This is a genomic window from Clostridium grantii DSM 8605 (assembly GCF_900129965.1).
Classification (GTDB): Bacteria; Bacillota; Clostridia; order Clostridiales; family Clostridiaceae; genus Clostridium_AF; species Clostridium_AF grantii.
The window spans coordinates 389,536-403,725 of sequence record NZ_FQXM01000002.1 but is presented as its reverse complement, the minus strand read 5'-3'; the positions used below and the strand labels follow the sequence as shown (position 1 = coordinate 403,725).

The window sequence follows — 14,190 nt, the reverse complement described above, 5'->3', positions numbered from 1 at the left end:
ATTGACCTTCAACGTATATATAGCCTTTTACCCTGAAAATCAAAATTATTTTATGGAGGCAATTTTTATGAAGAAAAAAATAGTAATCGCATTAGGTGGTAATGCTCTTGGTAATAATTTAGAAGAGCAAATGGCCGCGGTAAAAACCACTGCTAAAGCTATTGTTGATCTTATTGAGGTGGGTAACGATGTTGTAGTTTCTCATGGAAACGGGCCTCAAGTAGGTATGATTAATAATGCTATGTCTGAATTTTATAAACATCATCCTAATTACCATTTATGTCCTATGTCTGTTTGTGTTGCAATGAGCCAAGGATATATTGGTTATGATTTACAAAATGCACTAAGAGAAGAACTTCTCAATCGTAATATTAATAAAGGTGTATCAACGATAATAACACAAGTGGAAGTGAATCCTGAAGATAAAGCTTTTCAAAACCCAACAAAACCAATTGGAAGCTTTATGACAAAAGAAGATGCTGACCTTGCTATTAAGAATGGTGAAACCGTTATCGAAGATTCTGGTAGAGGATATAGGGTAGTTGTTCCTTCACCAAAACCAGTAGGTATTGTAGAAATTGAAACAATAAAATCTTTAGTTAATATGGGCCAAGTTGTTATTGCTGGTGGCGGCGGTGGTATTCCTGTTGTAAAACAAGGTAATCATTTAAAAGGTGTTAGCGCTGTTATTGATAAAGATTATGCAAGTTGCACCCTTGCCAAAGAACTTGATGCAGATTGTCTTATAATTTTAACAGCCGTAGAAAAAGTTGCTGTAAACTTTGGAAAACCAAATGAAAAGTGGCTTGATAATGTTTCAGTTGATGAAATTAAAGAATATGTTAAAGAAGGTCACTTTGCTCCTGGTTCAATGTTACCTAAGGTAGAAGCTGCTATGGAATTTGCTGCTTCAAAAGCTGAAAGATATTCCCTTATAACTTTACTTGAAAAATCTAAAGATGGCATCTCTGGTAAAACAGGTACTACTATAAAATAATATACTAATAACTATAATAACTATAATACTATATTAACTCTATTAACTATAATAATTATGGGAGGTATTTTTATGAGTTCTAATCAAAAGTCTTTACTATTCCAATATGATGGTAAACCATCATTAAAAGAAATAATACCACTAGGTTTACAGCACGTTGTAGCTATGATTGTTGGGTGCGTTACCCCTGCACTAATAATTTCTGGGGTAGCCGACCTCACTCCAGCAGACAAAATTTTACTAGTTCAAGCCTCATTGTTTTTTGCTGGTATAGCAACCTTAATACAAATTTTTCCAATAGGTAAACGTATAGGTTCAAGGTTGCCTGTAATTATGGGTGTAAGTTTTGCCTATGTTCCAACACTAGTAGCTATTGCTGGTGAATTTAATATGGCTACGGTTTTTGGAGCTCAAATAATAGGTGGTTTAGTTGCAATACTTTTCGGGTTATTTTTGAAAAAACTCTTAGTTTTCTTCCCTCCACTAGTTACTGGGACGGTTATATTTTCCATAGGACTATCCCTTTACTCTGTTGCTATTAAGTATATTGCTGGTGGTGTTGGTTCTGCAACTTTCGGTTCGCCTAAAAACTGGGCTGTTGCATTATTAACACTTGGTGTAGTATTATTTGTTAATTACTTCACAAAAGGTTCTCTTAAACTTGCATCAATTTTAATTGGTATCATTGTAGGATATATTGTTTCTATTTTTCTTGGCATGGTATCTTTCGATGCTGTTGCTTCAGCAGGACTAGTTCAAATTCCAAAACCATTACATTTCGGTATACAGTTTAATGCTACAGCTATAATCTCTATGGTTATAATGTATATTGTAAATTCTGTTCAAGCTATAGGCGATTTATCAGCTACAACAGGTGGCGGTATGGATAGAGTTCCTACTGATGAAGAGCTTGCTGGTGGTGTTATTGGAAATGGGTTCTCAAGTATCATTGGTGCTTTATTCGGATGTATGCCAACTGCTACATATAGTCAAAATGTAGGTATTGTAACCGTAAATAAAGTAATCAATAAATGGGTATTTGCTTTTGCATCTTTTGTTGTTATTTTAGCAGGTGTTGTTCCTAAGTTTGCTTCTTTACTAACAACTATTCCTCAATGCGTACTTGGCGGAGCTACAATTTCTGTTTTTGCTACAATAACAATGACAGGAGTTAAAATGATTGCTTCAAACAATCTAACAATGAGAAATTCTGCTGTTGTAGGTATTGCAGTTGCCTTAGGTGTAGGTATTGTACAAGTTCCTGATGCTTTTGCATTATTTCCATCATGGTTTATATCAATATTCGGTAAATCTTCTATTGTTGTTACAACTATAGTTGCAATAGCCTTAAATCTTATCTTACCTAAAGATAAAGAAATTGTTTTGTCTAGTGCTAAAGGTGACTCAAAAAGTGTTTAATTAAAGATTACTTATAATTAAAGAATATGAGAAAGAAAAATTTTATTTCTTCTTATATTCTTTTTTTTGTTAATATTCTAACAAAATATGGTTTTTTGTCATGTTACTTATTTTTAAGTTTCCAAACACCTATCTCAACTTTCAACTCTACTAATTCTATGTTATACTTTAAATAAATTATTTCATCATAAAATATTGATTTTATATTAACTTGAAATGGGGATTAAAAATGCGAAAATTTAAAACTAAGAAACTTTTATCTTTTTGGATTACTTTAGCACTTACTTTGGTAATGCTATTTACCGGATGCAGTAATGAATTTTTAAATGAAGTTGCAAAAATAGTAACTGAGAATGCTGATAACAATAGCGTATCAGTTGATGATAATACTACTAATAATAAGATTAATACTAGTGGTATTGATGAAAGTGGTCGTTATTCTTCCAAAGAAGAAGTAGCTGCATATATTAATGCTTTTGATAAGTTGCCTTCTAACTATCTAAAAAAACAAGAAGCTATTGCTTTGGGTTGGGAAAGTAATAAAGGTAATCTGTGGGAAGTTACTGATGAAATGAGTATTGGCGGAGATTATTTCGGTAATCGCGAAAAACTTTTACCTATTGAAGATGGTCGAAAATGGTTCGAATGTGATATCAACTATGAAGGTGGTTATCGCAATAGTGAAAGAATTTTATTTTCTAATGATGGTTTGATTTTTTATACGGATGATCATTATAAAACTTTTACTCAATTATATTAATCAAGAAAGGATATTACTATGAAAGAAATTATATTAGATGGTAAAATCATGACTTCTGTTGAAGTTACTCATGATTATATAAAAAACACTCTTGATTTCCCTAATTATTATGGTGGCAACCTAGATGCTCTTTGGGATGTTCTTACCACTATAAGTAAGCCTTTAAAGGTTATTCTAATAAATAAAATAGATTTAGAAAATAATTTAGGTGCTTACGGCGAAAAACTTTTAGAAGTATTTTTAGAAGCTGAAGAAGAAAATAATAATTTTTCATTCGAAACTAAAGAAAAGAAAAAATAGTTTTAAACTATTTTTTCTTTTCTTGTTTATAATCTTACTTGTTTAAGAAAATTCTTGGTTTTTATATTTTCAGCAGAAAAAAAGATTTTTTCTGGAGTGCCTTCTTCAATAATCTTTCCCTCACTCATAAAAATCACTCTATCCGCTACATCTCTTGCAAAATTCATCTCATGAGTGACTATAACCATTGTCATTTTTTTAGCAGCCAACTTCTTTATCACAGTTAAAACCTCATCCACAAGTTCAGGATCTAATGCAGAGGTTGGTTCATCAAATAGCATAATATCTGGTTCCAACGCCATAGCTCTCCCAATACCTACTCTTTGTTGCTGACCTCCAGACAATGCTGAAGGATAATAATCTTTTTTATCTAACATTCCCACTTGTTTAAGTATTGTTAAAGCTCTTTCTTTTGCTTGACTTTTATCCATCTTTTTAACAAGAGTTAAAGCTTCAGTGATATTTTCAATTGCAGTTTTATTTCTAAATAAATTATAATTTTGAAATACCATTGCAGAAGCTTTTCTCAAACTATATATATCTTTTTTATCATGGCTTTCTACATCTATATTCAAATTCCCTATTTGTATTTTACCTTTATCAGGGATTTCCAAATAATTAATACATCTCAAAAGTGTGGATTTTCCCGTACCTGAAGGGCCAATAATAACAACTACTTCTCCCTTTCTTACATCCAAATTAACACCTTTTAATACTTCTACCTCTTTAAATTTCTTGTGTAGGTTTTCTATTTTTATCATTTCATCACATCCTAATAAGCTTCATTCATTTTGTTCTCAATTTTCTTTTGAAAGTATCCAAAAACTATTACGATTAACCAATACATTATCGCAACTGTTAAATAAGCTTCAAAAAATTTATAGGAACTAGCCGCTTCCATCTGAGCTTTTGCCATTATTTCTGCAACTCCTAAAGTGAAAGCTAAGGAAGACCCTTTTAAAAGATCTATAAAACTATTAGCCAAAGATGGTATAGCAGTTCTCGCTGCTTGAGGAAGCACTATTTTTTTCATAGCTTGTAAACTTGTCATACCTACTGATAAAGAAGCTTCCATCTGTCCTTTATCTACTGATAGTATGGACCCTCTAATTATTTCTGCCATATAAGCTGAAGCATTTAAGCTCAGACCTATAATAGCAGCCGTATAAGCATTCATACTTTTAAATACAGGAAATATTTGTGGAACCCCATAGTAAAGTAAGAAAAGTTGTACTAGTAATGGTGTCCCTCTAAAGAACGAAATATAAATTTTGCTCAATAAGTATAATCCTTTTATTTCATAAGTTCTTATCAACGCTAATAATAAAGACAAGGCCAAAGCAATGAACATTGACAAAACAGCCATTGTAATTGTTACATGTAGATATTTGAATAATAAAGGAAATAAATTTATAGAATACTGTATGTCAAAACTGCTCATTTTAAATCACCAACCTGAATCTTTTATTTTTTCGTTATATCCATTTCAAGCCACTTTTCTGATATTTCACTTAAAGTTCCATCAGCTCTCATTTCTTCAATTGTTGTATTAATTTTTTCTATAAGCTCTTCATTTTTTTCATTCTTAACAAATGGAAAAGCATTTTCATTAAAAGCAACTGGATCTCCTGCTAATTGTAAATCTAATCCCGTTTTCTTTATAAGTTCAACACTTGATAGTTTGTCCATTAAAAATGCATCAATTCTTCCTAATGCAACTTCTTGCTCCATAGCACCACCATCATAAGTTATAATTTCAATTTCATTATTCACATCAAATTCCCTTATAATCTGTTCATAGTTACTTCCTAAACTTACTCCTACTTTCTTGCCTTTTAAATCCTCAAGGCTTTTAATTGAATCATTTCCGGTCTTTACTACTAATTGAGCTCCATCATAAACATATGGAGTAGTGAATATATACTTTTCTTTTCTTTCTTCCGTTATAGCTATTTGATTTGATATACTATCTATTCTATCTGTATCTAACATTCCAAATAAACCACTAAATTTAGAAGTTACAAATTCCACATCATAGTCCAATCTTTCTCCAATTTCATTCCATACATCAATTTCAAATCCTTGAAGAACATCATTTTCAACAAAAGTAAAAGGGAAATATCCACCAGATGTACCTATTCTTATTGATTTAGTTTCTTTTACTTCATTACTTTTCTGATTTATTTCATTGTTTTTACTTCCACAACCTACAAATACCAAAGCTGTAGCCATAATCATAGATGTTATTAAGACTAATTTTCTTTTGTTAAACATTTTTTTCTCTCCTTTTATTAACCCCATGGGTTTACTTGGTTTTTAATTAAATAATATTGAATTGAAAATACATGCTTTATTTCATGTCCTCAATTCATTCCTACTATTCTTATATGTTTTATGTGATTTCTATTTTTATACTATACCTTATTATTTTTACTGTGTCAATATCTTTATGGTAAATATTTTATTTTTTCTTATAAGTTTATTTCTATTAAAAACAATAGAATTCTTTCTATATTAGGCGTATAATTTAATATGTGATTGAGTAAAATCATAAAAAATAGATAATTTTCGACAAATTACTACAAGATTATTATTGAAATATTTTTAGTAGAGGTGATTTTCTTTTATGAATATTATTTTCAAGACCTATATTTGTAAAAAAGATAAAATAAAAGGTTTTACACTTATAGAACTAATCATTGTAATCGCTATCTTAGGTATTCTTTCAGCTATAGTAATACCAAAGTATATAAGTTATGCAAATTCATCAAGTGAAACCGCTTGTTTATCAAACAGAAGAATAGCTAATTCCACTTATTTAATGTATTTAGCTAATGGAGGTTTAATAATTAAAGATAACTACTCCGGCACTAGTTTTTTAGTTAATAGTGGAGATTTATATGATGAAGTGTCTTGTCCATCTGATGGCACATTTTCATGGATAGTAGACAGTGACGGGAATGCTTATATTTCATGTAGCGTTCATAATCCTAGTAAAGAATTAGGTGATATTGTCTTGGAAACTATGTTCAACTTATTTGATTTATTAAAAGGCAAAACTGATACTGAAAAAGCAACTATATTAGGTATCAATAACAATAATTTTTCAAATGACACCTATCGTGCCTATATTTTAAAAAATGATTTTAACGGCACTTGGCCAACACTTTCTGTGGACTTACCTAAAAAATATGAAATCACCATCAATGGCTCTGAACTTAAAATTATGCCTTTTTCAAACAGCAAAGATCTATCCGATCCTGTTATTTATGCTAGTACAAATACAGGAAATAGTTGGAACTCGCCAGTATTTTATTATCCTGGTAAGGGTTGGTATATTCACAAAAATAGTTATAATGTTTATACCGGTGTTACTTTTTCAAGTTATACTGGAACAGACATAAAAAATTTAATTGATAGTAAGCCTTCTGAATGGGAATCTCTTAAGTGATATTGTTAGTTCCGTTATTTCCATTACCACTTTTGTGGCTAAAGTCACCTTCAAAATCTTTTCATTAAATTCAGTATGTTTCATCTTTCTTAATATTAAATTTGGAAATTAAAGAGGATAAAAAATAGTTTTAAACTATTTTTTATCCTCTTATTTATAATGTTAAATGATACTTTTTATTTACTATATTTTATTCATATTTTTCTTTATGAGTCTGTTAGCATCTTCAATTATAGAAGTTTCATTCAATGTGAGCAAAATTTTGTTTTTCATAACTATTTTACCATCAATAATAGTAGATTCAACATCACGGCTGGAAGCTGAATATACTAGTTTTGATATCAAATCTCCTTCATCACAAGGACTATTATAAATGTTATTCAAATCCATTATTACAATATCAGCTTTCTTACCAACTTCAACACTACCAAGTTCCTTTTCCATGCCCATAGCCTTTGCGCCTGCAAGTGTTGCTAATTCAAAAACCTTACTAGCCGGCATAACTGTTGGGTCTAATAACCTTGCTTTTTGAATTAATGTTGAACTCCTCATTTCTCTAAACATATCTAAATTGTTATTACAAGGAGCTCCATCTGCTGCTAAAGATACATTAGCTCCTAAGTCTAGTAATTCTGGAATTGGTGCTATGCCTGAAGCTAATTTTAAATTTGAATTTGGGCAATGAGCTATTTTTGTTCCTGTATCTGCTAAAATCTTCATTTCTTCACTATCTAGCCATATACAATGAGCTAAAATTAGATTTTTCCCTGTTAGTCCTAATTTGTTTAAATATTTAATGTTTCTCATACCTCTATCTTTGTAAACTAAATCTATCTCTCCTTGATTTTCAGATGCATGTGTATGAATCATAACCCCATATTCTTCAGCTAAATCTTTTACTTGAAGCAATAGATTTTCAGTACAAGATACTACAAATCTAGGGGTAAAAGCATATTTGATTCTTTTATTATCTTTGTTATGCCACTTTTTTAATAATCTTACACTTTCTTTTATTGATTCATCAGTGTTCTCCATCAAACCTGCTGGCACACCTATTCCATAGTCCATCATACATTTACCTGTAATACTTCTGAAACCGCTTCCATATATTGCATTGAAAACTGCTTCTGTATGATTTACAGTTTCCATACTAATTATTGAAGTAGTTCCACCTTTAATAAGTTCAGCAATACCTAGCTGGGCAGATAAATAGTTGGATTCTTCAGTATGGTAACTTTCTAGAGGCCATATTCTTTTTCTTAGCCAATCCATCAATTCCAAATCATCTGCCATTCCTCGGAAAAGTGATTGTGTTAAGTGAACGTGGGTTTGTATTAAACCCGGGATAATCACTTTTCCTTTAGCATCAATTTCTTCATCAACTTTTTTTTCAATGTGTGGAGAAATTTCAATTATTCTATCATTTTCTATTAATATATCACCCTTGAGTATTTCTCTTGTTTCATTCATAGTTACAATTGTTCCATTTGAAATTTTAAGTAAAGTCATAATATTCCTCCTGTCTTTCTATATAACAGCTATCAGATATCACTTTCACTATCTTTATTTTTAACTTTTTCTACAGCACTTAATATATTTTCATATCCAGTGCATCTACAAAAATTACCTGAAAGTTTCTTTTTAATTTCTTCAGTTTTATATTTTTTATCATCTTCTAATACTGGTATAGAAGACATTACGAAACCGCAAGTACAGAAACCGCATTGAACAGCTCCCTCATCAATAAATGATTTTTGAATATCTGAAATATTTCCTTCCTCATCCATCAAACCTTCAGTTGTACGAATTTTTTTACCTTCTGCCCAAACTGCAAGATAAATACAAGAATCAAATGCTTCATCATCGATAAGCACAGTACAAGCTCCACATTCCCCAACTTCACAGCCTTTTTTTACACTTAATAATTGAAATTTATTTCGAAGTACATCAGCAAGTGACTCTCTATCGTCTATCATAACCTGTTTTTCTTCTCCATTTATAGTACAATTTAAAATTACGTTAGCCATTAATTATCCCTCCTGATTTTTTTATTGCTTCCTTTAAACATCTTTTACTTAATTCTTCTACAAGCTGAAGACGTAGTTCTTTAGATGCACGCCAAGATGAACGAGGGTTTACTTCTGTAAGTACTATTGAACTAAAAGTGTTAAACATTTCCTCAGTAATTAATTTTCCTTTTATAGCTTCTTCCGCTTTAAAACATCTCATAGGAACAGGCCCTGCCACACCAAAAGCGATATGAACATCTTCAATAATATTTTTTTCTTGGTTAAGTTTACAAGATACAGAGCATCCTAAAGTTGCTATATCCATTGCATTACGCATAGCATATTTAATATAATTACCTGAAAAATTTTCATAATTATCTTTTGTTATATATATAGCTGTAAGCAACTCACCATTTTTCAAACATACTCTCCCTGGACCTGTATAATATTCTGAAATAGGGATAACCTTTTTTTCACTAGGCCCTGTTATTTCCACTTCAGCATTCAAAGCGAAAAGTGTAGAAGCACTATCAGCACTTGTAACCCCATTTGAAATATTTCCTCCTATAGTTCCAATATTTCTTATCTGTGGTCCGCCTATTTCATCCACAGCTTCACCCAAAACAGGAATATATTTTTGAATAATAGGATCTTTTGTGATATGAGAAAAACTTGTAACTGGTCCTATTTTTATAGTCCCATTTTCTAGCATAGAAACTCCTCTTAATTCATTTAATCCATAAATACTTACAAGGGAGCATCCAGCAAGTTTTCCATGACGAATGCTTATAAGTACATCACTTCCCCCTGCAATAACCACTGCTTTTGGGTCATCTACAAGATGTTTTATTGCATCTTCAACTGAAGTTGCTTGATAAAGCTTTTCAATATCATACATTTATATTTCACCTCATTATTTAAATTAATTTCTTTTCTTTGAATTTTTCTATTAATCTTTGTGGTGTTATTGGAGTAACATTAAACTTAACCCCTGTGGCATTAAGTACAGCATTTCTTATTGCAGGTGCAACAGGAATAGCTGGTGGTTCTCCCAATGCTTTATTTCCAAAAGGTCCTGATACATCAAAAGTTTCTACAAATTGTGCTTCCAAATGTGGTGTGTCCATAATGCTTGGAAGTTTGTAATCAAGCAAGTTATTATTAAGGGGTTTTCCTGTTTTTTCATCAAACAATAGTTGTTCACTTAATCCGAAACCTAAACTCATACTCATACCACCATGTACCTGTGCTGCAGCCATTTGTGGGTTAAGTACCTTACCACAATCATGAACATTAATTACTTTATTAATATTAATTTTCCCAATAGGAATATCAACTTCAACCTCTACAAAACATACCCCAAAGGAGAAAGTATTTGATTTACATTGATTGGTTACATCAGCTGTTATATGAACTGATGTTTCTTTATTGTAAAGTGCATGAGTAGCCACCTCTTTAAGTGAAGCTAAAATCTCACCAGTTTCTTTATTTATTATATTTTTATCTTTAAGTTCAAGATTACCCACCGGTAATTTTAACATGAAATTCGAATGTTCTAATATTTTTTCTTTTACTTCAATTGCCGCTTTTTTAGCAGCCATGCCTGATACATAAGATTGTCTAGATGCATAAGCTCCAGTATCAAAAGGTGTAATATCAGTATCTTGCGTAGATATCATATGCACATCTTCTACTGGTATATCAAGAATTTCTGATACCATTTGAGCAAATACAGTATCTGCACCTTGTCCTATTTCAGTAGCACCCATTTGAACTTGAACGGAACCATCTTGATTCAATACAATTCTACAAGCAGCAGTTTCTAAAGATATTGGATAAACCCCTGTTGCATAACTAAATATAGACATCCCAACACCTTTTCTTACTGGTCCTGTTTGATTCTTATATTCTTTTATTTTATTATCCCAATCAACATACTTTTTCCCTTTTTCAATACATTCTTCAAGTCCATTACTATTACATTTAATTTGATTATCAACAAATCCTAGTTTCATAGAATTGATTTTTCTTATCTCAATGGAATCTATTTTCAGTTCTTTTGCTATATCTTCAATATGAGATTCAATTGCAAAAGCAAACTGTGGAATACCATATCCACGCATAGCACCAGAGGCTGGTAAATTTGTAAATACTGAATACATATCAGCTTTAGTTGCAACTTCATCATTATATGTTTGCTTAAATGCATGTCCAGCTTTGCTTACCATGCTATGCCCATGAGATGCATAAGCTCCTTTATTACCATATAAAACTAATTTTCTTGCAACAAAACGTCCATTTGGTCTTACATAAGTTTCAATTTTAAATTTCATTGCAGTACGAACACGAGTACTCACAAAGTCTTCTTCCCTTGAAATATCAAGTTTAACACATCTTCCCCCAACTGCTAGGCTCAAATATGCATTAAGTGGTTCATATAAAACGTCTTGCTTATTACCAAATCCACCACCTATATAAGGTTTAATTACTTTAACTTTACCCCATTCAATTCCAAGGGCTTGGCCAATTACTCTTCTTGCAATATGTGGAATCTGTGTTGATGATACAACAGTAATTCTTGAACCTTCTGCATAAGCATAGGAAATAGGATTTTCAATATGGCAATGTTTTACCGGTGATGTTTCATATTCTCCTTGGAAAAAAATAAGATTTTCTTCTTGGATAGCTTTTTCATAATCTCCAATTTCATAACTTGTATGAGCAAGAATATTATCAGGATATTCTTCATGAATAGGAGTTTCACTTTCATTCAAAGCAGCTTCAACTGAAGTTAATGGCTTATATTCCTCATATTCAACTTTTATAAGCTTTATTGCTCTTTCTGCACTTACACTATCCTTTGCAACTACGGCAGCAATATCATCTCCATAATATCTAACTCTTTCATTCAATAATTTTCTATCTGCAATATCTGCATGAGAAGGATCTAAAGAATATGGATGTCCCGCTGTTGGAAATTTAATATCAGGAACATCAAAGCAAGTTATAATTTTGATAACACCTTTTAACTTAACCGCCTCTGAAATATCAATACTTTTAACTCGCCCATTAGCGATTGTACTATGCATAATTTTGGCTACAAGAGAATTATTTATTTGAAAATCATCTGTATACTGAGCTCTCCCAGTTACTTTATCAAAAGCATCAACTCTTTTAATACTTTTTCCAATACTCATATTATCACTCCTTGTATAATTAACACTATATGAAACTTTAAGTTATATTTATCTGAATGTTTTCGTTTACATTCAATATAATTTCTTAACTTAAATCCTATAGTGCTAAGTAAAGATTTAGTATATCCTCATAATTTTAGTATATCATTATGAAGAAGTAAGTCAATATTTTTTTGCAATTTTTTTTTAAGTTTGCAATTTTTTTAATTTTACCTATTAAAGTGATTTTTAATTCTTTAAATTTAATTAAAGCTTTCGCCAAAGCGAAAGCTTTTCATCACTATCCACAATCAATTATCTGGCCCTTATCCTACAAAACTTTTACAAATCAGTATGCTCAAATTTTACAACATCAAACAACCCTTGATCAGTAATTTTAAGTTTAGGAATAACAGGTAACGCCATAAATGCTAAGGTCATGAAAGCATTTATATTTACGTTAATTTTTAATTCATCTGTGGCAATTTTATTTAATTCCTCATGTCCTTTTGATACAATTTCTAAATCTTCACTAGACATTATGCCTGCGATATCCAAAGGTAAGCATCCTCTTACCTTACCATCTTTTACAATGACTAATCCCCCGCCAATTTCAATTATTTTATCAGCAGCTAGTTTAACATCACTAGGGTTATCTCCTATAATCACTAAATTATGTGAATCATGAGCAATGGTAGAGGCAATTGCTCCATTTTTCAGTCCATACCCTTCAATTAAGCCCTTACCAATGTTTCCCGTTCCTTTATGTCTCTCAATTACATAAATCGGTAATATATCTTGTGTTTCAGAATTCACATAAAAACCATCTTCGTCTCTCATAACTTTTCTTGTTACATTTTCTGTAAAAAGACTATGATCTACAATTTTAATTACTTTTGCAAAGTCAGATTTCAATTTTATTTTTAAATCATCCTTAGTGAACTCTTTTATATTTACACTATTAGATACTACTTTTAATAGGTTTTTATCTTCTTTTATATATTTATACCAATCTTCTTTTATTTGTTTTCCTTCTTTAAAAGTTTTTAAAACATTAAAATCTGTTAAATTATCAACTATTATAAAATCTGCTATATACCCTGGTGCAATGGCCCCAAGATTTTTTAGTCCATAACATTCTGCTGAATTTAATGTTGCCATTCTAATTGCAGTTATGGGACTAACTCCCCCTCTTATAGCAATTCTAATGTTATTATCTATATGCCCTTCCTGAATAATATCTTTAGGATGCCTATCATCAGTACAAAATGTAAATCTACGTTCATTAAAAGAATTCACAGTCCCAACTATATCCAATAAATTTTTTGCAGCTGAACCTTCTCTTACTGCAATATAAATTCCATTTCTTAATCTATCTAATACTTCTTTATGGTTCATGCATTCGTGATCAGTTTTTACCCCTGCTAAAGAATAAGCATTTAACTCCTTTTCTTTTATAACAGGTCCATGACCATCAACTACTTTATGGTATTTATCAGTTAGTTCAAGTTTTTTTATAATTCCTTCATCTGTAAATACAACACCTTGATAATTCATTAATTCCCCTAAGCCTAATACTCTATCATGCTTAATAAGTTCTTCTAAATCTTCTGCTTCTAGTACCGCTCCTGATGTTTCGAATTTTGTAGCAGGAACGCAGGAAGGTAACATGATATACACATCAAGTGGTAAATTTTCACTAGACTCAATCATATACTTGATTCCTTCAAGTCCTTTTACATTAGCGATTTCATGGCAATCTGATATTACAGTAGTAGTACCTCTTGGAAGTACTGCCCTTGCAAACTGATAGGGTGATCCCATAGAAGATTCTATATGAACATGGGAATCAATTAAACCAGGAACTATATATTTGCCTTCCCCATCCATTGTATTTACTCCTTCATAATCACCAATACCAACAAATATTCCATCACTAATTGCTAATTTCCCATATATGATTTCCTGTGAAAAAACATTGACAACATTACAGTTTTCAATAACTAAATCTGCTTTTTTTCTACCTGTTGCCACCTCGATTAAATTTTTTGTTTTACTTACTTTCATTATGCACCCTC

The 14,190-nt window shown here is 31.1% G+C and carries 13 protein-coding genes; 5 read left to right on the top strand and 8 right to left on the bottom strand.

Annotation, left to right across the window (positions count from 1 at the left end; translation table 11 throughout):
• Positions 1-67 precede the first annotated feature (67 nt).
• The 4 genes from arcC to BUB83_RS01805 all read left to right on the top strand — a co-directional run bounded on the left by arcC (position 68) and on the right by BUB83_RS01805 (position 3,476).
• On the top strand, positions 68-997 hold the full coding sequence (arcC, locus tag BUB83_RS01820; protein WP_073336394.1) for a carbamate kinase: 930 nt from the start codon (positions 68-70) through the stop codon (positions 995-997).
• Between the two features lie 72 nt (positions 998-1,069).
• Positions 1,070-2,416: a uracil-xanthine permease family protein gene (locus tag BUB83_RS01815; RefSeq protein WP_073336392.1), complete on the top strand. Its 1,347-nt coding sequence runs from the start codon at positions 1,070-1,072 to the stop codon at positions 2,414-2,416.
• A gap of 229 nt (positions 2,417-2,645) precedes the next feature.
• Positions 2,646-3,176: a ribonuclease domain-containing protein gene (locus tag BUB83_RS01810; RefSeq protein WP_073336390.1), complete on the top strand. Its 531-nt coding sequence runs from the start codon at positions 2,646-2,648 to the stop codon at positions 3,174-3,176.
• Between the two features lie 18 nt (positions 3,177-3,194).
• The gene (locus tag BUB83_RS01805) at positions 3,195-3,476 is read left to right on the top strand and encodes a barstar family protein (protein WP_073336388.1); all 282 of its coding nucleotides are present in this window, start codon (positions 3,195-3,197) and stop codon (positions 3,474-3,476) included.
• A 26-nt stretch (positions 3,477-3,502) separates the two neighbouring features.
• Here the strand turns inward: BUB83_RS01805 and BUB83_RS01800 are convergent, their stop codons facing one another.
• Genes BUB83_RS01800 through BUB83_RS01790 form a run of 3 tightly spaced genes read right to left on the bottom strand, consistent with a single transcriptional unit; the run spans position 3,503 to position 5,750 of the window.
• Positions 3,503-4,237 (bottom strand): amino acid ABC transporter ATP-binding protein, encoded by a 735-nt coding sequence (locus BUB83_RS01800; RefSeq protein WP_073336386.1) that lies wholly within the window; start codon positions 4,235-4,237, stop codon positions 3,503-3,505.
• An 11-nt stretch (positions 4,238-4,248) separates the two neighbouring features.
• Positions 4,249-4,917: an amino acid ABC transporter permease gene (locus BUB83_RS01795; RefSeq protein ID WP_073336384.1), complete on the bottom strand. Its 669-nt coding sequence runs from the start codon at positions 4,915-4,917 to the stop codon at positions 4,249-4,251.
• Positions 4,918-4,940: 23 nt separating this feature from the next.
• On the bottom strand, positions 4,941-5,750 hold the full coding sequence (locus BUB83_RS01790) for an amino acid ABC transporter substrate-binding protein (protein ID WP_073336382.1): 810 nt from the start codon (positions 5,748-5,750) through the stop codon (positions 4,941-4,943).
• Positions 5,751-6,102: 352 nt separating this feature from the next.
• On the opposite strand from BUB83_RS01790, the gene BUB83_RS22635 reads away from it, so the two are divergent.
• Positions 6,103-6,927 (top strand): prepilin-type N-terminal cleavage/methylation domain-containing protein, encoded by an 825-nt coding sequence (locus BUB83_RS22635; protein WP_073336380.1) that lies wholly within the window; start codon positions 6,103-6,105, stop codon positions 6,925-6,927.
• Between the two features lie 183 nt (positions 6,928-7,110).
• Here BUB83_RS22635 and BUB83_RS01780 read toward each other — a convergent pair whose 3' ends face one another.
• From BUB83_RS01780 to ade, 5 genes are all read right to left on the bottom strand, one after another.
• Positions 7,111-8,436, bottom strand: a complete 1,326-nt coding sequence (locus BUB83_RS01780) for a 5'-deoxyadenosine deaminase (protein WP_073336378.1) — start codon at positions 8,434-8,436, stop codon at positions 7,111-7,113.
• A 32-nt stretch (positions 8,437-8,468) separates the two neighbouring features.
• The gene (gene xdhC / locus BUB83_RS01775; RefSeq protein ID WP_073336376.1) at positions 8,469-8,954 is read right to left on the bottom strand and encodes a xanthine dehydrogenase subunit XdhC; all 486 of its coding nucleotides are present in this window, start codon (positions 8,952-8,954) and stop codon (positions 8,469-8,471) included.
• Entirely contained in the window at positions 8,947-9,834 is an 888-nt protein-coding gene (gene xdhB, locus BUB83_RS01770) for a xanthine dehydrogenase subunit XdhB (RefSeq protein ID WP_073336374.1), read from the bottom strand. The genes xdhC and xdhB overlap by 8 nt, the downstream gene beginning before the upstream one ends.
• A 19-nt stretch (positions 9,835-9,853) precedes the next feature.
• Positions 9,854-12,133, bottom strand: coding sequence for a xanthine dehydrogenase subunit XdhA (xdhA, locus tag BUB83_RS01765; RefSeq protein WP_073336372.1), 2,280 nt, complete (start codon positions 12,131-12,133; stop codon positions 9,854-9,856).
• Positions 12,134-12,454: 321 nt separating this feature from the next.
• A complete protein-coding gene (ade, locus tag BUB83_RS01760) occupies positions 12,455-14,179 on the bottom strand; it encodes an adenine deaminase (RefSeq protein ID WP_073336370.1) in 1,725 nt (574 codons plus the stop codon).
• Positions 14,180-14,190 lie beyond the last annotated feature (11 nt).